19 protein-coding genes are annotated in these 24,759 nt (G+C 36.7%); 4 read left to right on the top strand and 15 right to left on the bottom strand.

Going from position 1 to position 24,759, the window contains the following annotated elements; all coding sequences use genetic code 11:
- Positions 1–27 precede the first annotated feature (27 nt).
- From I6I93_RS07040 to I6I93_RS07005, 8 genes are all read right to left on the bottom strand, one after another.
- Positions 28–1,233 (bottom strand): NRAMP family divalent metal transporter, encoded by a 1,206-nt coding sequence (locus tag I6I93_RS07040; protein ID WP_112889970.1) that lies wholly within the window; start codon positions 1,231–1,233, stop codon positions 28–30.
- A 13-nt stretch (positions 1,234–1,246) separates the two neighbouring features.
- Entirely contained in the window at positions 1,247–2,017 is a 771-nt protein-coding gene (locus tag I6I93_RS07035; protein ID WP_112889969.1) for a LamB/YcsF family protein, read from the bottom strand.
- Between the two features lie 146 nt (positions 2,018–2,163).
- Positions 2,164–2,916 (bottom strand): ABC transporter ATP-binding protein, encoded by a 753-nt coding sequence (locus I6I93_RS07030; RefSeq protein ID WP_112889968.1) that lies wholly within the window; start codon positions 2,914–2,916, stop codon positions 2,164–2,166.
- Positions 2,913–3,932, bottom strand: a complete 1,020-nt coding sequence (locus tag I6I93_RS07025) for an ABC transporter substrate-binding protein (protein WP_112889967.1) — start codon at positions 3,930–3,932, stop codon at positions 2,913–2,915. Before I6I93_RS07025 ends, I6I93_RS07030 begins: the two co-directional genes overlap by 4 nt.
- Complete coding sequence (locus I6I93_RS07020) at positions 3,929–4,693, bottom strand: ABC transporter permease (protein ID WP_112889966.1); 765 nt, start codon at positions 4,691–4,693, stop codon at positions 3,929–3,931. Before I6I93_RS07020 ends, I6I93_RS07025 begins: the two co-directional genes overlap by 4 nt.
- On the bottom strand, positions 4,662–4,961 hold the full coding sequence (locus tag I6I93_RS07015; RefSeq protein ID WP_112889965.1) for a thiamine-binding protein: 300 nt from the start codon (positions 4,959–4,961) through the stop codon (positions 4,662–4,664). The genes I6I93_RS07020 and I6I93_RS07015 overlap by 32 nt, the downstream gene beginning before the upstream one ends.
- A 210-nt stretch (positions 4,962–5,171) precedes the next feature.
- The gene (locus tag I6I93_RS07010; RefSeq protein WP_112889964.1) at positions 5,172–5,747 is read right to left on the bottom strand and encodes a nitroreductase family protein; all 576 of its coding nucleotides are present in this window, start codon (positions 5,745–5,747) and stop codon (positions 5,172–5,174) included.
- Positions 5,748–5,804: 57 nt separating this feature from the next.
- Positions 5,805–7,550 carry an ABC transporter ATP-binding protein gene (locus I6I93_RS07005; protein WP_112889963.1) on the bottom strand — a complete coding sequence of 582 codons (1,746 nt, stop codon included), beginning with the start codon at positions 7,548–7,550 and terminating at the stop codon, positions 5,805–5,807.
- A gap of 155 nt (positions 7,551–7,705) precedes the next feature.
- On the opposite strand from I6I93_RS07005, the gene murJ reads away from it, so the two are divergent.
- The 4 genes from murJ (at position 7,706) to I6I93_RS06985 (ending at position 12,193) form a co-directional block, all read left to right on the top strand.
- The gene (gene murJ, locus I6I93_RS07000) at positions 7,706–9,316 is read left to right on the top strand and encodes a murein biosynthesis integral membrane protein MurJ (protein ID WP_112889962.1); all 1,611 of its coding nucleotides are present in this window, start codon (positions 7,706–7,708) and stop codon (positions 9,314–9,316) included.
- 129 nt (positions 9,317–9,445) lie between these two features.
- The gene (locus I6I93_RS06995; RefSeq protein WP_112889961.1) at positions 9,446–10,885 is read left to right on the top strand and encodes a hypothetical protein; all 1,440 of its coding nucleotides are present in this window, start codon (positions 9,446–9,448) and stop codon (positions 10,883–10,885) included.
- Positions 10,886–11,024: 139 nt separating this feature from the next.
- The gene (locus tag I6I93_RS06990) at positions 11,025–11,495 is read left to right on the top strand and encodes an HD domain-containing protein (protein ID WP_112889960.1); all 471 of its coding nucleotides are present in this window, start codon (positions 11,025–11,027) and stop codon (positions 11,493–11,495) included.
- On the top strand, positions 11,492–12,193 hold the full coding sequence (locus I6I93_RS06985) for a putative ABC transporter permease (RefSeq protein ID WP_112889959.1): 702 nt from the start codon (positions 11,492–11,494) through the stop codon (positions 12,191–12,193). Before I6I93_RS06990 ends, I6I93_RS06985 begins: the two co-directional genes overlap by 4 nt.
- A 193-nt stretch (positions 12,194–12,386) precedes the next feature.
- Here I6I93_RS06985 and pyk read toward each other — a convergent pair whose 3' ends face one another.
- The 7 genes from pyk to mfd form a co-directional block, all read right to left on the bottom strand.
- Positions 12,387–14,120: a pyruvate kinase gene (pyk, locus tag I6I93_RS06980; RefSeq protein ID WP_112889958.1), complete on the bottom strand. Its 1,734-nt coding sequence runs from the start codon at positions 14,118–14,120 to the stop codon at positions 12,387–12,389.
- A gap of 8 nt (positions 14,121–14,128) precedes the next feature.
- Positions 14,129–15,082 carry an ATP-dependent 6-phosphofructokinase gene (locus tag I6I93_RS06975; protein ID WP_112889957.1) on the bottom strand — a complete coding sequence of 318 codons (954 nt, stop codon included), beginning with the start codon at positions 15,080–15,082 and terminating at the stop codon, positions 14,129–14,131.
- A gap of 6 nt (positions 15,083–15,088) precedes the next feature.
- Complete coding sequence (locus tag I6I93_RS06970) at positions 15,089–18,514, bottom strand: DNA polymerase III subunit alpha (protein WP_112889956.1); 3,426 nt, start codon at positions 18,512–18,514, stop codon at positions 15,089–15,091.
- Positions 18,515–18,760: 246 nt separating this feature from the next.
- A complete protein-coding gene (locus tag I6I93_RS06965) occupies positions 18,761–19,027 on the bottom strand; it encodes an HPr family phosphocarrier protein (protein WP_112889955.1) in 267 nt (88 codons plus the stop codon).
- 1 nt (position 19,028) lies between these two features.
- Complete coding sequence (whiA, locus tag I6I93_RS06960) at positions 19,029–19,964, bottom strand: DNA-binding protein WhiA (protein WP_112889954.1); 936 nt, start codon at positions 19,962–19,964, stop codon at positions 19,029–19,031.
- A gap of 174 nt (positions 19,965–20,138) precedes the next feature.
- Positions 20,139–21,227, bottom strand: a complete 1,089-nt coding sequence (locus I6I93_RS06955) for a peptidylprolyl isomerase (RefSeq protein WP_112889953.1) — start codon at positions 21,225–21,227, stop codon at positions 20,139–20,141.
- Positions 21,228–21,279: 52 nt separating this feature from the next.
- Positions 21,280–24,759, bottom strand: a complete 3,480-nt coding sequence (mfd, locus tag I6I93_RS06950) for a transcription-repair coupling factor (protein ID WP_112889952.1) — start codon at positions 24,757–24,759, stop codon at positions 21,280–21,282.

The raw sequence follows: 24,759 nt of genomic DNA, 5'->3' as shown, positions 1-24,759 counted from the left end.
CCTATACTTATGTGAAATTATCTTTAATTAACCAAATAGTTTTCCAACGTTTGCTATTATAGTTTGAATACCCATAAAAGCAGTTACTGCTACTACAATCCAACCTAAGATGAAAAGCACATTAGAGTGAACATAGTCACCAACAATTGACTTTTTCTTAGATGCAAGTAGGATTACTGCAAGTGTAACTGGAAGGATTAGTCCGTTAAGTGTACCAACTACTACAAGTAGAGTTTGTGGTTGTCCAATAAAGATAAACATAATTGTAGAGATTACGATAAAGGCAATTGTAACCATGTTTTCGTGATCAGCTACGAATTTAAATAAAGTTTTTAGGAAAGATACTGAAGTATATGCTGCACCTACTACAGAAGTAAAGGCTGCTGCTGCAAATACAAAACCAAATATCTTATAACCAACAACACCTGAAGCTGCTAAGAAAGAAGAAGCTGCAATGTTGTCAGGATCAATTTGTGCATTAGCCATCTTAGTAACACCTAAGATTGCAAGGAATAATAAAACCCTTACTACAAAAGCTACACCAATACCTAGTGATGCAGATTTATTTACTTGGTCAAGATTTTCTTCTCCAGTGATACCAGCATCAATAAGTCTGTGTCCACCTGAGAATATAATGTAACCACCAACAGTACCACCAATAAGTGTAAGTGTTGGAGAAACAATGCTGTTAAATCCACCAACTGGGTTTACCGATGCTTTAAGAGCTTCACCAACAGGTGGTTGTGTCTTAATTGCTACAAAAGCAATTAGGATAATCATAAGGGCACCTAATACTTGAGTTACCCTATCCATAATTGAAGATGCTGATTTTGATGAGAATAAAATAATACCAATTACGCCACCAATAGCTGCACCAATTTTTACATCTATTCCAAAGATAACATTAAGTCCAAGTCCAGCTCCACCAACATTACCTATGTTAAATGCCAAGCCACCTAGTGCAACTAGAAAAGCTATAAAGTATCCAAGTCCAGGTAATACATTGTTGGCAATGTCTTGTCCTCTCATCTTAGAAACTGCTATTACTCTCCACACGTTAAGTTGTGCAATATAAGAAAATATAATCGAAATTAAAATTACTGCTGCAAAGTCTGCTCCAATATTTGTAGTGAATGTTGCAGTTTGCGTCATAAATCCTGGTCCTACGGCAGATGTTGCCATTAGGAAGGCTGCCCCTAAAAGAACAGACCAATTACCTTTGTTTTTACTCATTTTATCCTCCTTATTATAAGAAACTAATTAAAGGTTTTATTTCTATACCTTCAGCCTTAAGTCCTTCACGAATATTTTTTACGAATTCAAGAGCTTCTGGATTGTCGCCATGAACACAAATTGAATCTGCTACTATATCGATTTCTTTACCATTTGCAGTTACAACTTTATTTTCTTTGATCATCTTTACAACTCTTGGTATTGCTTCCTTTGGATCCTTAACAAAAGCTCCTGGTAGAGATCTGTTAACTAAAGTTCCGTCTTCGTTGTATCCCCTATCAGCGAAAACTTCTTGTGCAACTCTAAGTCCTCTTCTCTTACCTTCTTTAGCTATGTATGAGCCACTAAGAACCATTAGGATTAGGTCTTTGTCAAATTCTTCAACTGCGTCTAAAACTGCATTTGCAAGAGCTTCATCGTTACAAGCTGTGTTGTAGAATGCTCCATGAAGCTTCATGTGTTGAAGTTTTTTGCCGTGAGCCTTAGCAAAAGCTGAAAGAGCTCCAACTTGATAAAGCATATAAGCTCTAGCTTCTTCAGGTTTTACAGCCATTTTTCTTCTACCAAATCCCATTAAGTCTGGATAACCTGGGTGAGCGCCAATTTCTACGCCATTATCAGCCGCTGCCTTACAAGTAGCATCCATGATAAGTGGATCGCCTGCGTGATAACCACAAGCACAGTTAATACTAGTAACGTATTTTACTATCTCTTCGTCCATTCCCATTTTGTAGGCACCGAAGGATTCTCCAATGTCACTATTTAAATCTACAAAGTATTGCATCTATTTCCTCCTTTTGTCAAATAAATCATTGCAATAACGTATTTAAATTATAATCTAAATTTCATTAATATGCAAACATTGTCTTTTGAAAAAAACTTAATATATTAAAAAATATTTGTAAACAAAAAAGGGGCCCAAGCCCCTTATTATATGAGTTTATCAAGTTTTTCAATAATATGTTTTTTGTATTCTATAAATTTTTTATCCTCGAAAAAGTTTTCATGAAAATCTTCTCTGATTTGTATTTCTTCAATTATTGTTCCAGGATTTTTCCCCATAATATAAATTCTATCAGAAAGTTTTACTGCTTCTTCTATGTCGTGAGTTATAAAAATTGTAGAAATTCCAATTTCATTAATAATATTTTTATACCACTTGTGAATAGAAGCCTTAGTTATTGCATCAAGGGCAGAAAAGGGTTCATCAAGAAGGGCCACTTCATTGGAAAAGACATAGGTCCTTAGAAGGGCTGCACGTTGTGCCATTCCACCAGAAAGTTGTGATGGAAATTTTTCTTGCCAGCCTCCTAGGCCAAAGTCTTTAAAGAGTCCATAAACTTCTTCTCTTGCTTCTTTCTTCTTTTTGCCACGAAGAATTAAAGGAAGTGAAACATTGTCTATAATCGTCATATAGGGTAGGAGCATGTCCTTTTGAAGCATGTAAGATATATTACCTGCCTTGCCTGTGACATCTTCTCCCTTTAGATAGACCTTGCCCCTATCTGGTTCCAAGAGTCCAGCAATAATATTGAAGAGGGTTGTCTTTCCGCTGCCTGATACTCCCACAAGAGAAACTAATTCTCCCTTATTTAATTTTATGTCGATGTCCTTTAAGACCAAGTTGTCGTTAAAGGACTTGTCAACATTTTCTACTCTTAAAATTTCTAATTTTTCACTCATTTTAATTTTTCTGGATTTACAAAATCGTCAGTGAATCCAAAATCCTTTGGAATTTCCTTGTCGATTAGTTTGTTTTCCCATAGCCATTGGTAGAAATTGTTCCATCTATCTGGATCAATTTGTCCAAAGTACTTAGCGTCGTCTTGGTACTTGTCAGCAAGATATTCCATTCCCTTTTCCACAAAGTCCTTGTCAAGTTCTGGATTTATCTTAACTAAAATTTCTGCCGCTTCCTTAGGATTTTCTGCTGCATATTCATAACCCTTTACAAAGGCACGCATAAATCTCTTTGCCACATCTTCTTTATTTTCTAAGAAGTCGTTGTTTGCAATAAGGATTGGTGTGTAGTAGTCAAACACTGGACTGATATCTCTAAAGGCAAAGTAGTTAATTGGCACATTTTCCTTTGCTGCAAGAACCCCATCAACTTGGAAGAAAACCCAAACTGAATCGATTTTGCCACTAATAGCTTGGACTGCATTTACAACATTTTCTGGAAGAAGCTCAACCTTAGAGAAGTCTCCTCCATCATCTGTTATTACTTGTCTTAATATTGCTTGCTCAATTGGAAGTCCCCAAGTTGCATAATTGTGTCCTTCCATGTCCTTTGGTCTTTCTATTCCAGTTTCCTTCATAGAAATAATTCCTGAAGTATTGTGGTTTATTATTGCTGCAAGAGCTGTTACTGGAAGTGGTTCGTCACTGGCAAAAGCTGGTGCAATTGTATCTTGATAAGATACACCAAAGTCAGCCTTACCTGATGCAACTAATGATTCAGCACCATTTGCTGGTGGTTGATTTACTTCTACTTCTATGCCTTCTTCTTCAAAGAAGCCCTTGTCCATAGCAACATAAAGACCTGCGTGGTTTACATTTGGTTCCCAGTCAAGTAAAAAGCTTACCTTTTCTTTTGGAAGATCCTTGCCCTCTCCTGCCTTTGCATCATCTTTCTTGCCACATCCTGTTAGGAAAAGTCCAACAAGGATTAAAATTAATAGTTTTCTTAAATTTTTCATTTTGCCTCCGTCCACGGCATTGTCTTTCTTTGGATAAAGCTAACTAACTTCATTAAGATTAGAGAAATTGCCGAAATTAAAAATATAACTGCAAACATTTTGTCAAAGGAGTAGTTCTTTTGAACTCTTATCATATATACTCCCAGTCCTTTGTAGCCACCTAGCCACTCGGCAATAACTGCGCCTACTACTGAATAGGAAACAGCTATCTTAAAGGCAGCAAAAAAGTTTGTAAGACTTTCTGGAAATTTAATATACTTATAAATTTCATACTTGCCTGCCCCCATAGCCTTAAGAAGCTTTGTCTTGTCTGGATCTACTTGCTTAAAGGCTTCTAAGAGTGAAACTGCAATTGGGAAAAAAGTTCCAATTACAATTAATGTAATTTTAGGCATTACACCATAACCCATCCAAAGGACAAGTAGGGGTGCAATTGCAACTGTGGGAACAGTTTGGCTAATTACTAAAATTGGATAAAAAGCAGAATAAAGTGTGTCTGATAAATCCATTAATAGTGCCACAATAAAACCCAGGGTCACACCAACAGATAAACCTAAAAAGGCTTCTGTCAAGGTTGTCCACATGTGGGATGAAATTGTTGGAAAGTCATTTACAAAGGCCTTGACAACATCAAGGGGCTTGGGCAGCATAAAGGCCGATACCCCTCCATAAGTTGTCGCCAAGTGCCAAAGGACTAAAATAATTACTATCAAAGAAGCTGCTGAGATATTATCCTTGATACTTGCCTGTTTTTTCTTCAATTGTCAATATTCCTTTCTCAGAATAAAAAGTCTTGGAATAACAAGCCACTTGTTCTGAAATTTCTCCTGCTAACTTCACACAGTTTTTTAAGATTTCAAAGGCCTTGTCAAAGTCGTCTAACTCTATAACTGTTTCAAAGGGAGTGACTACATAATCAACTTCTTCGCTTTGAATATATTCTATTACCTTGTCAACTACTTGGACCACAGATTCTGTAGTTCCTTCAGCAGTAGTTGGTAGGATTTGTATTGCTACTGATATTTTCATCTTAACCTCCTTATAAAATTTTCCAATAAAAAAAGCCTCTACAAATAGAGGCAGCCTTCCCTAGACAGCATTACCTGTCCCGGTTCAAAGGGTTTAAGGATAAACCTAATCTCAGCATGCGCTCCCCTGATAATTTAATTATAAGCATAAGTTTTTTTTATTACAAGAAGTATAGAAAAATAAAAAAACTAGGTCACTTGGACCTAGCTCTTATTCAATAACTTTTAATTTTTCTTCTATTGGTTTTTTATCCTTTGGGTCTGGTTCTTCTTCGATTTTTCCAAAGGGCATTTGTGCCACAAGCTCCCAATGGTCTGGAAGGTCATAATCTTCTTTAACCCACTCATCAATTACTGGATTGTAGTGTTGGTTGCTTGCTCCAATTCCTTCATCCCTTAGGGCTTGCCAAAGATTAAGTTGAAGCATAGCAGCTGAATGGTGACCCCAAGTTTCAAAATAATCTTTATATGAAGGAATATTTATCTCTTGATCCCAAATTTCATTCATGTCTATAAAAATTAGGGCTGTTCCCTTGGCATGATAAAAGCCATGGAACTTTTCTTCATTTATAGAATTGTCAAAAGTTTCATTGACTCTTGTCCAAAAGTCTTTAGACTTGTCATCGAAGAGCAAGACAATCCTAGTTGTCTCTGCATTCATGTGTGATGGAGTTATGTTCATGACGTCTTCCACAAGATATTTTATTTCTTCATTTGTAAGGTCCACATCTTCTGACAAGTTGTAGTAGGACCTTCTCTTTTTAATTATTTCTATATAATCTTTCATAGTTCACCTCACAAGATTTTTTCCTTTCATCTTAGTAAGATATTACCCCAAAAAATTTTATTCTAACCTACCACCCTTGGTGTAGAGGTTGTAGTAGTAGGACTTTTCTTCCATTAATTCCTTGTGGGTACCTCTTTCGATTATTCCATCTTTAGTCATTACGAGAATTAGGTCTGCGTTTTGAACTGTTGTAAGTCTGTGGGCAATCGTCAAAGTTGTCCTTCCCTTTGATAATTTTTCAATAGAATCTTGAACAACAACTTCAGACTTGTTGTCTAGGGCAGAAGTTGCTTCGTCTAGGATTAAAATTGGTGGATTCTTTAAGAAAACTCTGGCAATAGAAATTCTTTGCTTTTGTCCTCCAGAAAGTTTCACTCCACGTTCTCCCACATAGGTGTCAAAACCATCTGGTAGGTTTTTTATAAAGTCGTAGGCTCCTGCAAGTTTGGCAGCTTTTATGACTTCATGATCACTTGCTCCCTCCTTGCCATAGGCAATGTTGTCTCTAACTGAACCAGAGAATAAATATACATCTTGTTGGACTATTCCAATGTTTTCTCTAAGCGATTTAAGCTGAACATCTCTTACATCAAGACCATCCACCTTAACTGATCCCTTGTCAACGTCGTAAAATCTTGGTATCAAGTTACAAATTGTGGTTTTACCTGCACCACTTGGTCCAACGATGGCAAGCTTTTGTCCAGGAGAAATGTTAACAGAAAAATCTTCCAAGACTTTTTCTTCGCCCTGACCATAAGAGAAGTCTACATGGTCAAAGGTAATTTCTCCCCTAAGACTTTTTATCTCTATGGCATCTTTCTTGTCCTTGATGTCAGCTTCTATTGCCATAATTTCTGAAAATCTTTCAATACCTGTCATTCCCTTTTGGAATTGCTCCGTAAATTCAATAATTCTTCTAACAGTTGCAAGAAGGGATTGAACGTACATTACATAGACAATTAAATCTTCTGGTCCAATTTCACCCTTCATTAGGAAGTAACCACCAGAAATTATTAAGATAAGATACATCAAACCATCAAAAATCCTATTGACTGTGTTAAAGCCAGCCATGGACCTGTAGTAGGTCTTCTTTATTCCCAAGAACTTGTTGTTCTCATGGGTAAACTTTTCCTTCTCAAGGTCTTCTTTTGCAAAGGACTTTACAACTCTTATTCCAAGAAGGGAATCTTCAATAGCAGAGTTTAAATTACCAACGTGGACTCTTTGGTCCTTTTGGGCCTTACGCATCTTGTTCCTAAAGTGACCTGAGAAGTAAATCATAAGTGGAATCATGATATAAATTAAAAGAGTCATCTTTACGTTGAAGTTTAAAAGAATAATTAGGGAAATAATTATCTTTATGGTCCCAATAAAATATTCCTCCGGGCAGTGGTGGGCAAATTCTGTTATGTCAAAGAGGTCATTGGTAATCCTCGACATAATGACCCCAACCTTAGTTTCATTGTAAAAAGTATCCGAAAGAGTTTGAAGATGGGCATAGAGGTCCCTCCTCATGTCTGTTTCTATCTTTGCCCCCATGATGTGGCCAATGGATGTCATAAAGTATTGGGCCACAACTTCTATTGCCTTGATTCCTACATATATAAGGGCCAACTTCATAACAAAGTCAAAGCTCATAGAAGCTAAATCATTAACTCCCTTATTTGTTAAGGCCCTAAGAATAAGTGGCAGGATCATTTCACTTGCAGTTGTTAGACCTGCACAAAATAAATCTAGAAAAAGTGTGAACCTATACTTATAAAAATATGGAGCAACTTTTTTTATTAAATTTTTATTTTTCATTTTTCCTCCTTTATATAAAATTCATTATTTTAATAATGTATCTTATATATAATAACACAAAAATAAAATCCTTTAAAAGTCTAGAAAATAACCTTACTTGACATAAAAATTCAAACAAATTATAATTTGATAAGACTTATAAAGGAGATTTTAAATTGGAAAATAAAAGTAACGAGACCAACACAGGCTCAAGAATTGCAAAGTCCACACTAGCCATAACAGCCTTTCTTTTATTGGGTAAGGTTTTTGGATTTTTTAGAGAATCACTGACTGCCTATGTCTTTGGTGCCGGCAAAGAAATGGATGCCTTTTCTCTTGCTCAAGCAGCTACAGCAATGATAGCAAGCTTTGTCACTCAGGCAATAGCAACAACATATATACCATCTGCCCAAAAGGCAGAAAGCGACCATGGACCAAGTAGGAAAAATTATTTCACTAATAACCTTTTAATGGTTACATCTCTTGTGTCCTTTGTCCTAATTATTCTTGGAATCTTATTTCCAAATCAAATTGCACTTTTATCTGCATCACAAGCTGATCCAGAAACCTATGCAATTGTTGTTAAGTTAATACAAGTTGGAATGCCCGTAGTTTTATTTTCATCTTGGGTTGGTGTCATGGAAGGTTACCTCCAACATGGTGGCAAGTTCGCAGCAACTGGTGCCATTGCAATTCCACTTAACTTAACCTATATAGTTTATCTACTACTTTTTTCCCATCACGTTGGGATCATTGGGCTTACAATTGCATCAGTCCTAGGTATCTTGGCACAATTCTTGTTCCTCTTACCTAATGCAATGAAAATTGGTTACAGGCCAAGACTTGTGGCAGATTTCCAAGATAAGTATGTTAGGGAAGCAATTGTCCTCGCCCTCCCAGTTTTCATTTCTGTATCAGTAAATGACATTAACACAATTGTTAATAGGAACCTTGCCTCAGGCATGGGCCAGGGTGCAGCATCAATTTTATATTATTCAAACAAGATGAACACCATGATAATTGGTATTTTTATCACAGCCATCACTGCCATAGTCTTCCCTATCCTAACAAGGACCTTGGGGGCAGGCGACATGAAGCGTGGCAAAAAAGTTATGAATGCTTCAGTTAAGACTGTTTTATTTATAACTGTCCCTGCAACTGTGGGGCTAATTATCTTGGCAAGACCTATAATAGAAATTGCCTTTGTTCGAGGTTCCTTTACTCCGGACAATGGTATTGCAGCAACATCAACACTTAGGTGTTATTCTCTATCATTAATTTCAATTTCTGTTATAAACGTCTTAAATAGGATTTACTATTCTATTGGAGACACAAAGACGCCTTTCTATGTTGGTGTAACTAATGTGGCTATTAACGTTGGACTCAACCTCTTGGTGGCAAGACACTTTGGTACAAATGGACTGGCAGCTTCCGTTTCCATTGCAACAACAATTGCAGTTTTCATTTCCTTCATACTTTTGAAGAGAAAAATAGGAAATCTTGGAACAAAGTCCTACATCAAGGCACTTGTTAAAACAATAATGGCATCTCTTGTAATGGGAGTAATAACTTTATCCTATTTCCCTTATGAGAAACTCATTATGGCACTAACATCAGGTGGAGTCCAAACTCTTCTAAGATTACTTTTCCTAATGCTAGTAGTCCTTATTGCAGCATCAGTTTATGTCTTCTGCCTCTACAAGTTGGGCGTGCGTGAAGTTATAGATGTTGTTGGAATAGTGAGAGAGAAAATTGAAAATAGACAAAAGAAATCTATAGAAAATTAAATGATAAAGTTTAGAACTAAGACTCGAGCCTTTGGGTCTTGTTTTTTTGTAAACTTTTAAAATTTTATACAGTTTAAGTAGTCTTTTCCTAATAAAGTGATATAATGTTAATTAATTGGAGGTGTTTATATGAAAGACAAAGTATACATAATTGCCGTTGTTGTAATCGTTTGCTTGATTTTCTGGAGAAAGTCCATTGTCAATAAGAGAGGCAAGGATCAAAAATCTATTGACACATCAAGTAAAGCTAAGAATTATTCTAAAAAAGAAGATCTACATAAGATGAGTGAGACAAGGACTAATGAAGAAACTTTTTTTAAGAATGCTCCTGAAGTAAAGGAAAAAGAAGCCTACGATGGTTCAAGGAAAAAAGACAGAGGCAAGAAGAGAAGAGAAAAGAAAAAGTCAAATCAAAAAGTAGATGACTTAAAGAAAAAGACTGAAGACATAAAGGAAAAAAAAGTAGATGACTTAAAGAAAAAGACTGAAGACATAAAGGAAAAAACTGAAGTCCAAGCTAAAAAACTTGAAAGAGATGCCAAGCTAAAGGCTGAAGAGGCAAAAAAAGAAGCCAAGGACTTAAAGGACAAGGCTGAAGTAGAAAGTAAAAAGCTTAAAGAAGAAGCCAAGGATAAGTCTCAAGAGCTTAAAAAAGATATTTCCAAGGATGCTAAAAAAGTAGAAACAAAGGCCACAGAAGCTAAGGCTGAAACTAAGGCCAAGGCTCAAGAAGTAAAAAAAGAAGCTGAAGTAAAAGCCGAGGAGCTTAAGGAAGAAGCCAAGGACTTAAAGGCTAAGACAGAAGTAAAGGCTGAGGAAAAAAAGACTGAAGCACAAGCTAAGACTCAAGAAGTAAAAGAGGACATCTCTAAAGATGCCAAAAATTTAGAAAAAAAGGCTGAAAAAGCTAAGGTTGAGACTAAGGCCAAGGCTCAAGAAATAAAAAAAGAAGCTGAAGTAAAAGCCGAAGATCTTAAGGAAGAATCCAAGGACCTAAAGGACGAAGCCGAAGCAAAAACTGAAAAAGCAAAAGAAGATGTGAAAGAAAAAACTCAAGAAGCTAAGGCCCAAGCAAAGGAAAATCCTGTGGAAGTTAAAGAAGAAATCAAGGAAGAAAATCCAAAACTTGAAAATAATCTTACAAGCACTGGCAAGTACCCTGACCTTATCACTTCCCTAAAAAATAATTCTTGGACATCTAAGGATTTAAACACTAGGGTTAAGTTTGAAGACACAAGAAGACAAAAAACTTTAAATGAAGAAGAAATCACAGACCTTCCTCTTGAAAAAATCAAGACTTCTCTAAGACCAGATTCTATTGCAGACTTCTTAAACAAAACTGGAACAAAACCAACAGTCTTAAAGAGAAAAGACGACATATCCTACGAATTCACAAGTAGGGATAAGGGAGAAATCGACCTAATCAAAAATAGGTACGGACTCATTGACAGGGACATCGACAAGATTACATCAGTCCTAATTTTTGACAAGGAAGGACAAAAATTAAAAGAAGTTAAAGATATATTGGCTGAAGGAAAAAATAGAATTTACATGGAAACAAAATTTTAGTAGAATATAAAAGTCATAGAAATATGACTTTTATTTTTTTGGAAAAATATAAAATTATTCACAAAAAATTAATAAAATTTTAAGCAAAATTTAAAAGTATTTTTACATTTTTACTTTAAAATAAGTCCAGGAGATGAAAATGGAAAATATAAAAAAATTAGAAGAAATTGTCAAATTTTTAAATGACAACACAAGATTTTTAGAAACAAAAAACTTCATCCAACATGGAGACACCTCAGTCTACTCTCACGTAATTTCTGTTGCCAAAAAATCTATTGAAGTGGCAGAAAAATATGACCTTGACGTGGACATGGACTCCATGATTAGGGGCGCCCTCTTACACGATTACTTCCTCTATGACTGGCACGACGGCAAGAAAGAAAGATGGAATCACGGCTTCACTCACCCCATGAAGGCCTATCTCAATGCCAAGTCCGAGCTAAGACTAAATAAGGTTGAGAGGGACATCATCGTCAAGCACATGTTTCCCTTGACTCCCCTTCCACCAAAATACTTGGAGTCCTGGATTGTAACATACTCCGACAAGTATGTGTCTCTTGCTGAGACCCTTAGGGGAATCCCTGTAAAAGTTGGGCTGGTGAGACCATGAGATATCAAGAATTTTACTTAATATTTTTTATCTACTCCTTCCTTGGCTGGTGCTGGGAGACCTTCCCCTGCTCTGCCATAGAGCTAGATAAAATTCACAACAGAGGCTTTCTTTTGGGACCCATTTGCCCCATCTATGGACTAGGAGCCAGCCTCTCCTTTGGCCTTTTAAAGAACTTTGAGTCCAGCCTATGGATTTTTATTTACTCGGCCTTTTTGTCCTGCCTAATTGAGTACATCATTGGCTATCTCTTGGAAAGATTTTTCCACAAGCGCTGGTGGGATTATTCCAACTACCCCTTCCAAATCAAGAGGAGGGTTTGCCTATATGGACTTTTAATCTTTGGCTTGGCAAATATTTTAATCGTGAAGAAAATTACTCCAATTTTATTTTTCTTCCTCTCCCTGTCAAGTGACAAGCTAATAAATATTATTCTCTTCTTATTTGTCACTTGCTTTACATTGGATTTAATCTTAACAGTGAACCACTTAGTTAATGGTTCTGAAAGGCTCGATAAAATTTATGAATTAATTGATAGAAACTTAAATGCTTACTTTAAGGATCTCAACGAATCTGAAAGGCTTGCAAATTTAAAAGTGCTTGAAGAATCAAAAAAGTTTAAGTCAAAACTATTAGATATAAATTCCAACCTCAAGGAAAGAGAAGAAAGTATAAAAAAATTAATAAGGCAAAAATAAAGACCCCTTTGATAAACATCAAAAAGAGGTCTTTTTATTTTTATATAAAATTTATTACTTCAAATTTTTTCAATAAGCCATGGTCAATTATGATTTCACATTTTTACTAAGTCAGCTTAATTTATGACCTAACATTATTTCACAAATTCATAAATTTTTATGACCTTATAATTTATTAAAAAGTCACAAAAAATTATCTCCTAACTGTACCATCAGTTCCATCAATTGTTATAATGTCCCCAGTTTTTATTAGCTTGGTGATGTCCCTTACACCAACAATGGCAGTCTTGTTAAGAGAAATTGCAGAAACTGCTCCATTGGAAGTAAAGCCAGCTTCTTCTGTTACAAAGCCAGAAGATTTTTCCATATAAGGAATCATCCTGCCATCAGTTCCATTGCAGATGATTATATCCTTAGGCTCGAAGTTTGCTTCAAGCTCTTTAAAAGTATTTACAACAATAGCCCTGGCCTTTTTCTTTTTCTTTCCTATAGCTGTTCCCCTGCCGAGAATTTCTGAAACATTTTCTATCTTTAAGAGGTTAGTTGATCCAGCAATTCCTGTAGGAACTCCTGCAGTTAAAACTACTAAATCTCCAGATTTTAAAAATCCCTTCTTAACTGCAACTTCCATAGAGGCATCAATTAGGTTGTCTGTGTCCTTAAAGTTTAAAACTTTTACAGGCCTAACTCCCCAGACAAGGCTAAGTTGGTTTTTAATTTTTTCAAAGGGAGTTGATGCAATAATTGATGTTTCTGGCCTAAATTTTGCAATTGCCTTTGAAGTGTTACCTGATGTTGTTGCAGTAATTATGGCATTGGCGTGAAGGTCTCTTGCAATTACGCAGGCAGACCTACCTATGGAGTTTGTCATGGAATTTTCCACGTCCTTAATCCTATTTTCCAAGATTTCGTCATGGTCAATAGTTGTTTCAGTGTATTCTATAATTTTTCTCATAGTTTCCACTGCCTCAACAGGATACTTGCCGCTGGCAGTTTCTCCTGAAAGCATTACTGCACTTGTCCCATCTAAGACTGCATTGGCAACGTCGTTTGTTTCAGCACGAGTTGGCCTTGGGTTTCTTATCATAGAGTCAAGCATTTGTGTCGCAGTGATTACTGTCTTGCCTGCAACGTTACATTTTTTTATAATTTCTTTTTGAACTATAGGGACAGCTTCTGTTTCTATTTCAACTCCAAGGTCTCCCCTTGCAACCATAATTCCATCAGAAACTTCTATGATTTCATCAATTAATTCCACAGCCTTTTGGGATTCAATCTTTGAAATAATTTTTGTCGTATAGTCACTCTCTTCTTCAAGAACTTTCCTTATGGCAAGGACGTCTTCTCTCGACCTTATAAAGGACGCTGCAATAAAGTCTATGTCTTCTCTTACTCCAAACCTTATGTCCTCAATGTCCCTCTCAGTTAAGGCAGGAAGTTTGATGTCAACTCCTGGCACGTTAACTCCCTTGTGGGATGAAATCACTCCAGAGTTTTCCACTTCTGTAATAATTTTTTCTCCCTCAATATTTTTTACAAGGAGCTCAACAAGTCCATCATCTATTAGGATCCTGTCCCCAACCTTCACATCCTTGTAAAGGTCCTTGTAGGAAATGCTGGCAATAGTTTTGTCCCCAAGAAGGTCTTCTGTGGTTAGGATGAATTTATCTCCAATTTCAAGAGAAACTTCTCCATTGACTTCTCCCAGCCTAATTTCTGGTCCCTTGGTGTCAAGCATTATTCCAATAGGAAGGTCCATTTCCTTCCTCAGTTTTTTTATCCTGTCAATTTTTATCTTGTGCTCTTCATGGGACCCGTGAGAAAAGTTAAGTCTCGCAACGTTTACTCCCTCAGTGAAGAGGATTTTTAAAATATCTTCACTCTCACTTGCTGGTCCAATAGTGGCAACAATTTTTGTCTTTTTCATTTTCCACCTCATATAGAAACAGTCTTTAGGATGTCTAATAGGTCTTCCCTAAAAACTTTTTTCGCTTCAAACATTTCTTCAAAGGTCAAGGTCATGGACCTTCCATCTTTAAATCCAAGAACTCTAGAATTTCCTTCCTTTGCTTCCTTAACTGCAAGATATCCAAATTGTGATGCAAGAATCCTGTCAAAGATAGAAGGAGCTCCTCCCCTTTGGATATAACCAAGGACTGTCACCCTCGTTTCAATCCCAGTTAAGTCTTGGAAGTCTTTGGCAAAATCAAAGGCAGACCCACAACCTTCGGCCATAATAATTATGTGGTGTCTCTTGCCACGATTTTTCCCCATAAGAGCCTTCTCAGCAATTTCATTTATATTTGTTTCAATTTCTGGAACAATAATTGATTCAGCTCCAGAAGATACTCCAGAAAAGAGAGCAATGTCTCCACACTCTCGACCCATGACTTCAACTACATTGGCACGGCAGTGAGCATCAGTTGTGTCCCTAATGTGACTTATGGCTTCTGTGACAGTTTCAACTGCCGTCATAAAACCTATTGTGAAGTCTGTGTAGGCAAGGTCATTGTCAATGGAACAAGGAATTCCAATTACAGTTATCCCCCTGTCCCTTAATTTTTTTGCTCCTTTTAAACTTCCGTCGCCTCCAAGGACAATTAGGGCGTCAATTTCAAAAATTTTCAAAGAATTTATTGCCTTTTCAAGTCCTTCCTCTGTCATAAATCTTTCAGAACGTGAGGTAGAAAGAATTGTTCCCCCTCTTTGGATTATGTCTGCAACAGAAGAGACTACTAGTTTTTCAAACTTGGCATCAATTAGGCCCTCATAGCCTCCACTTATTCCATAGACCTCTATCCCCTCGAAGATACAGGTCCTCGTTACTGCTCTTATTGTGGCATTCATGCCTGGAGCATCTCCGCCACTTGTTAAAATTGCAAGTCTCATAGTCACCTACTTTAAAATAATTTTTTCTCTAGTCTTAGTATATGCTATCAATTTATTTTGAATTTCGTCAAAGGACTTGTCGTCAACCCATAGGCTTGAATCAGTCCCAAAGGCCCTCCTCGTTTCTTCTTCAAAGAAGACAACAGGAGTAGATCCTTCATATTCTTTTAAAATTTTTCTTATTTCATTTATACTTTCATTTTTCATAGAGTCAACAGAAATATATAATTTGTTTTTTGTTGGCATCTTAAGTTTTGATATTGAATCTACCAAAATCTTTGGTTCTTCCACTTCAGATTCTTGGAAGTGACCCTCAACTACGACCACATTCTCATCTTCAATTAGATCCTTGTAACGTGAATAGACATTGGGGAAAATTACAAGTTCAATTGTCCCATATATGTCTTCTAGGGCTGCAAAGGCCATCATCTTGTTGGTCTTTGTAATCATAGTCTTCTTGGATTTTAAAATTCCACCGACCTTAACCCTAGACCTTCTCAAGAGATTTTCCCTGTACTTTTCAAAAATTTGATTTGTGTTTATTGTAGAATTTTTCTCGATTAATTCCCTATAAGGGTCTAAGGGATGGCCAGAGATATACATACCTATAACTTCCTTTTCCATGTCAAGCTTGTCCTTTTGTGGGAAGTCTCGAAGTCTTGGAAGGTCTTCTTGGAAGTTGGCCTCTTCAAAGAGTGAAAATTGACCCATTACATTATTCTTTGCAGTATTTGATGAAGAAGACAATACTCCCTCATAAATTGCAAGATACTGGGCCCTATTTCCCTCAAAGTCATCCATGGCTCCACACCTTATTAGGGATTCAACTGCCCTCTTATTAAGGGCAGACTTGTCAAGGGCATTGATCCTATCAACAAAGTCTTTTAGAGACTTGTAAGGTCCCCTTTCCCTAGCCTTTACAATTACTTCTATTAAGTTGTCACCAACATTTTTAACAGCCTTTAGGCCAAAGCGAATCTTCTTGTCTTCAACAGTGAACTTCCTAAAGGAATAATTTATATTTGGTGGTAGGATTTCTATGCCCAGTCTCTTGATTTCTTCTATATAAAGGCTTACTTGCTTAATGTCGTTTGTGTAGGTAGAAATTTGTGCCGCCATAAATTCTCTTGGATAATAATATTTTAGCCAAGCAGTCCTGTAGGCAACTACTGAATAGGCCACAGAGTGGGACTTGTTAAAGGCGTAGTCGGCAAAGTCTATTATCAAGTCATAAATTTCATTGGCAGACTTTTCGTCAACTCCATTGGCAATGGCACCACAAACTCCCTCTTCCTTGTTGCCGTAGATGAAGTTCTTCCTCTCTTCTTCCATTACCTTCATCTTTTTCTTGGAAATGGCACGCCTAACAATATCGGCCCTGCCAAGAGAGTAACCACCAATTTGTTGAACAATTTGCATTACCTGTTCTTGGTAAACTATACAACCATAAGTTGACTTAAGTATTGGCTCAAGCTTTGGATGGATATAGGAAATTGTGGACTTGTCGTGCTTAGACCCAACAAATTTTGGAATTTGCTTCATTGGTCCAGGCCTAAAGAGGGCGTTAGCAGCAACTAAATCAGAAAATTCGTCTGGCTTTAGCTCCTTTAAGAAGGCCCTCATGCCAGAGGATTCAAATTGAAAGACACCAAGAGTTTCTGATCTTGCAAACATCTTTAAGACATCTGGGTCGTTGTAGTCAAAGTTGTCAAAATTTATAGTCTTCCCTTGGTTTTCTTTAATTAAATTAATTGCGTCCCTAATGACAGTAAGAGTCCTTAGGCCCAAGAAGTCCATCTTCAGAAGCCCCAACTCTTCAAGCTCAATCATGTTAAACTGAGTTGCTATAATCTTGTCGTTTCTAGTCAAGGGAACATATTCTGTCAGTTCATCTTTAGAAATTACAACACCAGCTGCGTGAGTTGAAGTGTGTCTTGGGAGGCCTTCAAGTTTTAAGGCCATGTCAATTAAAAGTTTGGAGTCCTCTTCTCCATCGTAGATTCCCTTAAAAGTTTCTGAAACATCAAGGGCCTTTTCTATTGTCATGTTAAGGGCTTGAGGAACTTGCTTGGCAATATAGTCCACCTTGGCATAGGACATATCAAGGGCACGACCCACATCCCTTATGGCATTACGAGCAGCCATAGTTCCAAAGGTAACTATTTGGGCAACGTGAGAGTCTCCGTACTTCCTGTTTACATATTCAATAACCTCTTCACGTCTTTCATAGCAAAAGTCTATATCAATATCGGGCATGGAGACCCTCTCTGGATTTAAAAATCTTTCAAAAAGAAGGTCAAACTTCAAGGGATCAACATCAGTTATGCCAAGACAATAAGATATCATGGACCCAGCAGCCGAACCCCTTCCAGGTCCAACTTGGATTTCATGCTTTCTCGCATATCTTATAAAGTCCCAAACAATTAAGAAGTAGTCAACATAACCCATGTTCTTAATAGTGTTGAACTCAAACTCAAACCTGTCTTTTATCTCGTTACTTACATTCTCATAACGGTCCATCATTCCCTCAAGGGCCAGTTTCTTTAAATACTCTTCGTGAGTGTAGTCTTCTGGAACAATAAACTCTGGCAAGTGTAGGTCGTGGAATTTTATTTCAACATTGCATCTTTCTGCAATCTTTACAGTGTTCTCTAGGGCATCAAGATTTTCTGGGAAGAGGGCTGCCATTTCATCAGGAGACTTTAGATAAAATTCATCTGATGGAAACTTCATCCTGTCTGTGTCGTTGACTGTCTTTCCAGTTTGAATGCAAAGAAGGACGTCATGACTCTTTGAGTCTTCCTTCTTTAAGTAGTGGACATCATTTGATGCAGTTAGGGGAATCCCTAGCTCTTCTGATAGAAGAACAAGTTCACGATTTACTCTTGCTTGTTCAGGTATGCCGTGGTCTTGGAGTTCTAAGAAGAAGTTATTTTCTCCAAAGATTTCCCTGTATTCAAGGGCAGCTTTTTTTGCAGCATCTCTGTCCCTATTTAAAAGTTGTTTTTGAACTTCGCCACCAAGGCAGGCTGAAGTTGCAATAACTCCCTTGGAATATTTTCTTAAGACTTCCTTGTCAACACGGGGCTTGTAATAATATCCATCGACGTAGCCAATGGAAACTATCTTCATAATATTTTTGAAGCCCTCATTGTTTTCTGCCAAGAGAATCAAGTGGTACCTCTTGTTGGTCCTGTCCTTAAGGGTCATGTCCTTCTCTGATATGTAGACCTCGCAACCTAGGATGGGTTTTACTCCAGCATCCTTGCAGGCCTTATAGAAGGCAATGGCTCCGTACATATTGCCGTGGTCAGTTAGGGCAACTGCATCCATGCCAAGGTCCTTGACTCTTTGTGGCAAAAGATTTATCCTCGTAGAACCATCTAAGAGGGAGTATTCACTATGGAGATGTAGGTGGACAAAATTATTCATAGGATCATCCTTAATCTATAAATCACAAATTTTATTTTTTTAATCATTCTAATTTTTAAATTTTATTTAGCCTAAAAAAATTTAAGACTTCCTAATAAGTTTCAAAAATTTCTCATTCACAAATTAAAAAATAAAAAATTTCATTACTAATCTTTAATATATTTTATCAAAGGCCAAAGACAAATAAAAGGACATGAAAAAAGAGTTTTGACCAAGCAAAACTCCAAATAAAATATTTTTATTAAATTAAAGATTTATAAATTCTTTTTCAACTAAGTAGGCTAATCTTTGAGCAGCTTCTTCTTCGTCTACTCCATCAGCTTCAATTTCAATCTCTTCGCCAGTGAAGGCACCAAGAGACATGATTCCAATAATGGACTTGCCATTTACCTTGTCACCATGAGCTTCAAGATTTATTTCAGAAGCAAATTTATTGGCCTCTCTTACAAATAGTGCAGCTGCCCTAGCGTGGAGTCCGTCACTATTATTAAGTACAACTTTTTTACTTATCATTTCATACACCCCTCAACTTATTCGCAATTTTCCTAAGTTTTTTAAATCTATAATTAACCGTGGACTTTGAAAGCTTTGGCTCAAGAGAGTTTGCAATATCGTTTAAACTCATAGACCTATTCTCAAGTCTAATCTTGGCTATAACTTTCAAATCCTCATCTAAATTTTCTATCCCAATTTCTTTGTCAATGAGCCTTATGTCTTCTACCTGGTCGTAAGATGACTTAACTGTTTTATTTAAGTTGGCCGTCTCACAATTAACAATCCTATTTACATTGTTTCTCATTTCCTTTATAACTCTTACGTTTTCGTATTTTAAAACAGAATTATAGGCACCAATAAGAGATAAGAAGTCAGAAATTTGTTCTGAGTCCTTAATGTAAATTATGTATTTTTCCTTCCTCATAATTACCTTTGAAGTAAATCCAAAAGCATTAATTGTTTCAGATAAAAAATAAGCGTTGGATTCGTTTTCCGATACAAATTCCAAATGATATCCTTTTTTGGGATCTGTTATGGACCCTGAACCCATAAAGGCACCACGGATGTAAGCCTTTTTCTCATTACTAGTTTTTATGAGGTCAGTGGGCGCATAATTTATCATAAATACGCTTGCACCCTTTATATATTTTAACTCATCAAGAAGTAACCTGCAAGACTCATCTTGAGATATATAGATAATAAATACATTTTTTTTAAGTTGAGTTGACCTTACATTTTTTACTTCAACGTCAAAACCAAAGGACCTTCTCAAAAATGTAAAAAGTCTTCTTGCCACAGGAGCGTTTTCTGTAATGTACTCCATAGAAATTTTATTATTTTTAAAATTTAAAATTCCACACTTGGGAGTCACCCCAGCAAGCTCCGATAAAATTAACTTGTAGTCATCAACTTTTATCTTTGCAACTTCATCCTTGACTTCTGATGAAAAACTCATTGCTTCACCCCTTTAACAATGTTTTTATTCATTATACCAGAATTTTGTTTTATTTGTTGATAAATAGATTTTTAACTTAAACAAAACTTTAACTGTTAATAAAAATAAAAGGCCTGTGACCTAAGAGAGGACTAAAATCCTTTTGCTCTTTACTCACAGGCTTTGATTTAAATCTTATTTTGTTTCTTTTTTGTTTTCAGCCTTAGCATTTTCTTTTCCTGCATTAGCCTTTGCATTCTTGTTTGCTGCTTCAGTCCTTGCATTAGTTTCTTTAGCTTGGCCTTCTTTTTCTACCTTTCCAAAGTTCTTGTATTCATCTGGAAGTTCAACTTCTTTAGAAGTATTAACGTAAGTTTTTATTTTAGCATCTTTCTTAACTTTGTCAATATAGTCTTTGAATTTTTCTTGTTGTAACTCAGCCTTGATTTGGTCCTTAACTGCATCAAATTCTAGAGGAGTTTTTTCTTCAAGCTTGATGATGTGGTAACCAAATTGTGTAGTTATAGGTTCAGAAATGTCGCCAGCCTTCATCTTAGCAATTTCTTGGTCAAAGGCTTCAACCATTTGTCCACTTGTGAATTCGCCAAGTGATCCACCATTTTGTGCACTTCCTGTATCCTTAGAATTTTCCTTTGCAAGCTTAGCAAAGTCTTCTCCCTTTAGAATCTTTTTTCTTAAAACATTAGCTTCTTTTAGGTCGTCTACTAGGATGTGAGATGCCTTTGCCTTGTAGTAAGAATCCTTGTTGTCTTCATAGTGCTTCTTAACTTCTTCTTCAGTCGGTTCAAGTTCTTTTAATTTTTCTTGAGTATATTTGCCAACTAACATTTGATTTTTCATGTTTTCTGCAACATATTCTTTTGGAAGTCCATTTTCTTTTAAGAAATTGTTGAAGGCTTCTTCTCCACCAAGTTGTGTCTTGATTTCGTCAAGCTTTTTATTTACTTCTTCATCAGAAACTGTAATCTTTGATTTTTCTGCATCTTGTTTAATAGCTTCAGTTGTTGTTAGGTCTGTGATTGCTTGTTCTCTTAAAAGTTCGTCAGTAGATTTCTTTCCATCTTCCTTGTTCTTAAGAACATCTTCGCCGTACATTGAAGTAAGTTGATTTACCCTTGCTGCATAAGATTTGTAATAATCTTCCATTGGGATTTCAACTCCACCAACCTTTGCTGCTGCATCCTTATTTGCACCGCTACAAGCCACAAGTGAACCTGCAAGTGCAATAGTCACTGCTATCTTACCAAATTTCTTTAAAAACATATTTCTCTCCTTATTCTATTTAATTATTATCATTTAATGTTTCCATTATACACTACTTTTTAGAAGTTTTTGTGTCCTTTTTGTGTAAATACAAAATTGTAACCAACTTTTTAAGCTCATCAAGAGGGTATTTTAACTTAGTCAAGATGATTTCATTGTCATTTCCCATGGAGTAGGAAATATTTTCAAACTCGTTATTTATTTCCATTATGGCAGGAAGTGGAACCTCGCCTTCTACTCTTACCCTATATTCTCCTCTTCTCTCAAGAATTGATGAAACTTTTGCCCTTTGCGCCTTGTTCTTTAAGAGGGCAATGTCCATTAGGTTGGAAACTTCATCAGGGAAGTCGGAGAACCTGTCTATTAATTCGTCAACAAGGTCTGAATATTCTTCTTCTGTTGTGAGAACAGAAATCTTCTTGTAAATCTCAAGCCTTGTCTTGTCATCGGCAATGTAGTCCTTTGGTATAAAAGAATCAAGCTTTAAGTCAATTGTGGTTTCAATTTCTTCTTCGACGTCAAGTCCCTTTAACTTCATGACAGCATCCTTGAGGTACTTCATGTAGAGGTCGTAACCAATTTTTTCTATGTGGCCTGACTGTCTTGATCCAAGTATAGAGCCTGAACCTCTTATCTCAAGGTCCCTCTCCGCAATCTTGTGACCTGAACCAAACTCAGTAAATTCTTTTATAGCTTGGAGCCTCTTTTGTGCTACTTCAGAGATTGATGTTGACCTGTCGTAGGTGAAGTAGGCGTAGGCAATCCTTGATGACCTGCCTATCCTTCCACGGAGTTGATAAAGTTGTGAAAGTCCAAGCCTATTTGAGTCTGTTATTATCATTGTATTTGCATTGGGAACGTCCATGCCTGTTTCTATTATTGTTGAGCAAACTAGGACGTCAACATTCCCTTCTATAAAGTCAATCATTGTGTCTTCAAGAGCTTTCTCAGTCATCTGACCATTGGCCATGGAGAAGGTCGCTTCTGGAACAAGCTTCCTAAGTTCTAGGAGTTTATTTTCCATATTTGAGACCTTGTTGTAGAGGAAGTAAACCTGACCTCCCCTTTCAATTTCCTTTAGGATGGCTTCACGAACCATTAGGTTGTTGTACTCCAAGACATAAGTTTCTACTGGAAATCTCTCTTCAGGTGGATCCTCAATAACTGACATGTCTCTAATCCCTATCATGGACATTTGTAGGGTCCTTGGGATTGGGGTTGCAGTAAGAGTTAGGGTGTCCACATTCTCCTTTAGCATCCTGAGTTTTTCCTTGTGACGGACACCAAATCTTTGCTCTTCATCTATAATTAAAAGTCCCAGATCCTTGAACTTGACGTCCTTGGAAAGGAGCCTGTGAGTTCCTACGATTATATCAATGTTTCCATCCTTTAGGCCTTCAAGATCCATCTTTTGGTCTTTCTTTGACCTAAATCTTGAAAGGAGTCCAACTCCCACAGGGAAGTTTTTAAACCTCTCTTTTATTGTGTTGTAATGTTGTTGGGCCAAAATAGTTGTTGGCACAAGAATGGCAACTTGCTTGCCATCTAGTATTGCCTTAAAGGCTGCACGAAGGGCAACCTCTGTCTTTCCATAACCAACGTCGGCACAGAGGAGCCTGTCCATTGGCGATGGCTTCTCCATATCTTCTTTTATCTCTTCAGTAGACTTCAACTGGCCAGAAGTTTCTTCGTAGATAAAGGCATCTTCAAACTTCCTTTGGTATTGGGAGTCTTCACTAAAGGCAAAGCCCTTGGTGTTTTCGCGAGTGGCATAAAGTTTTATCAACTCGTCTGCCATGTCGTCAATGGATTTTTTTGCGCGAGCCTTTTTCTTCTTCCAGTCAAGAGAGTTTAACTTGTTGACCTTTGGCGGTCTTTTGCCCTCTTGTACGTACTTGTAAATAGAATCTAAGGCTTCAATTGGGAGGAAGAGCTTGTCCTCTCCACCATATTCAATTAAAATATAGTCCTTTTGGATTCCTGAGACTTCAAGTCTTGTTGTCCCAACATATTTTCCAACACCGTGGGCCTCGTGAACTACATAGTCTCCAATCTTCAAGTCCTCAAAATTTAGGGCCTTCTTCTTAGGAACTTTTTTCTTTTTCTTCTTTGAAAAGGACCCATAAATTTCTGAATAATTTATAAAAACTGTTTTTGAGTCAGAAAATTCTATTCCATCATTTAAGGCACCAGTAGTGACAACAATGTTGGAAGTAATTTTTTCATTTTTTGTGTTTTTTGCAAGATGAGGAGAATATCCTAAGTCCACTAGGTGGTCAAAAAGTCTCTTGGCCCTTTTTTCCGTTGCTCCAAGAAGTATTACCTTAAAATTATTATTTCCATAATAGTCCAAGTCTTCTTTAAAAAGCTTGATCTTTGACATATAGTTTGTCACGCTCTTGACCTTGATGTTTACAATGTCCTGAGGCTTAAACATTTTTGGTGGCTTTAAGAGGGCGTTAAAAGTTATTAAAGTCTTCTCATTTAACTTGTCAATTATATCCTTATAATTGTAAAAAGTTTTTTCGTGAGCCTTTGTGACTTCACCATTCTCGATTAAGATGGCAAACTTATCTCCATTGGCAAGCTCAAGTTCTTCTTCTCTTTCCACAATCCTCGATGGCTCTTCAATTAAAAATATAAAATCATCTAAGTAGTCTAAAAAAGATCCCACTTGGTCTTGGTCTACATAGGGAAGGATCAAGTCCTTGTTGATAATTGTCTCTTGGTTTTCAAGCCTGTCTACATATCTCAAAAACTTTTCACTTAGCCTGTCCTTTTCTTTTCCCTCAAGTTTTGTTTTTGAAATATCTTTTTTTATTCTCTCAGCAATTTTTTCTTTCTCATCTTCTCTTAGGATCAAATCTTCTATGGGATAGATTGTAATTTCTTCTAACTTATCAAGAGACCTTTGACTTTCAATTTCAAAGGACCTAATGGAATCAACTTCATCGTCAAAAAGTTCTATCCTGTAGTTGGCATCTTGAGTCCCAATGTCAATTATTGAACCTCTTATAGAGAACTGGCCAAGACCTTCAACGCTTGGAAATCTTTCGTAACCCATTTCAACAAGCTTATTGGGAAGGTCATCAAGATTCACCACTTGGCCAACTTCTATGAGAATTTTATAAGAGGCAAAAATTTCTGGTCTTGATATTTTTGCAGTCAAGGCATTTAGGGTTGTGACAACAATATTTGCCCTCCCACTTGCAATTTCTGCCATGGCTTCTAGTCTTTTCTTGGTGTTCTCCTTGGACTTTGAGTCCCTGTCGTAGAAAAATACATCCTTCTCTGGATAGTAAACGCAGTTTTCATCTGATATGGACTCAATGTCTTCATAGGCCTTTCTTGCCCTGGCCCTGTCTTGTGAAATTAGGCAGACTTTCTTTCCCCCAGCACAAAAAGTGGGCGCAAAAAGAGAGAGCACTGCCTCCTCTGAACCAAAGACTGCAGTGTTCTTTGAAATTTTTATTGAATTATCTAATTCTTTAAAAGATTCTAAGTTCTTTACACTATTGATTAAAAAAATCAA

The sequence above is a fragment of the Peptoniphilus harei genome (assembly GCF_016726485.1).
GTDB lineage: Bacteria > Bacillota > Clostridia > Tissierellales > Peptoniphilaceae > Peptoniphilus_A > Peptoniphilus_A harei.
Note: the sequence above shows the minus strand (reverse complement) of the source record. Positions and strands in the feature narration are given on the sequence as shown.

What these genes read in the sequence shown, in the direction of transcription:
- I6I93_RS06975 (WP_112889957.1), bottom strand. Translation starts at nt 15,082, where the DNA reads ATGAGACTTGCAATTTTAACAAGTGGCGGAGATGCTCCAGGCATGAAT.
- whiA (WP_112889954.1), bottom strand. Translation starts at nt 19,964, where the DNA reads ATGAGTTTTTCATCAGAAGTCAAGGATGAAGTTGCAAAGATAAAAGTT.
- I6I93_RS07005 (WP_112889963.1), bottom strand. Translation starts at nt 7,550, where the DNA reads ATGAAAAATAAAAATTTAATAAAAAAAGTTGCTCCATATTTTTATAAG.
- I6I93_RS06985 (WP_112889959.1), top strand. Translation starts at nt 11,492, where the DNA reads ATGAGATATCAAGAATTTTACTTAATATTTTTTATCTACTCCTTCCTT.
- I6I93_RS06955 (WP_112889953.1), bottom strand. Translation starts at nt 21,227, where the DNA reads ATGTTTTTAAAGAAATTTGGTAAGATAGCAGTGACTATTGCACTTGCA.
- I6I93_RS06995 (WP_112889961.1), top strand. Translation starts at nt 9,446, where the DNA reads ATGAAAGACAAAGTATACATAATTGCCGTTGTTGTAATCGTTTGCTTG.
- I6I93_RS07040 (WP_112889970.1), bottom strand. Translation starts at nt 1,233, where the DNA reads ATGAGTAAAAACAAAGGTAATTGGTCTGTTCTTTTAGGGGCAGCCTTC.
- I6I93_RS07025 (WP_112889967.1), bottom strand. Translation starts at nt 3,932, where the DNA reads ATGAAAAATTTAAGAAAACTATTAATTTTAATCCTTGTTGGACTTTTC.
- I6I93_RS07030 (WP_112889968.1), bottom strand. Translation starts at nt 2,916, where the DNA reads ATGAGTGAAAAATTAGAAATTTTAAGAGTAGAAAATGTTGACAAGTCC.
- I6I93_RS06970 (WP_112889956.1), bottom strand. Translation starts at nt 18,514, where the DNA reads ATGAATAATTTTGTCCACCTACATCTCCATAGTGAATACTCCCTCTTA.
- I6I93_RS07035 (WP_112889969.1), bottom strand. Translation starts at nt 2,017, where the DNA reads ATGCAATACTTTGTAGATTTAAATAGTGACATTGGAGAATCCTTCGGT.
- I6I93_RS06965 (WP_112889955.1), bottom strand. Translation starts at nt 19,027, where the DNA reads ATGATAAGTAAAAAAGTTGTACTTAATAATAGTGACGGACTCCACGCT.
- I6I93_RS06990 (WP_112889960.1), top strand. Translation starts at nt 11,025, where the DNA reads ATGGAAAATATAAAAAAATTAGAAGAAATTGTCAAATTTTTAAATGAC.
- I6I93_RS07015 (WP_112889965.1), bottom strand. Translation starts at nt 4,961, where the DNA reads ATGAAAATATCAGTAGCAATACAAATCCTACCAACTACTGCTGAAGGA.
- pyk (WP_112889958.1), bottom strand. Translation starts at nt 14,120, where the DNA reads ATGAAAAAGACAAAAATTGTTGCCACTATTGGACCAGCAAGTGAGAGT.
- I6I93_RS07010 (WP_112889964.1), bottom strand. Translation starts at nt 5,747, where the DNA reads ATGAAAGATTATATAGAAATAATTAAAAAGAGAAGGTCCTACTACAAC.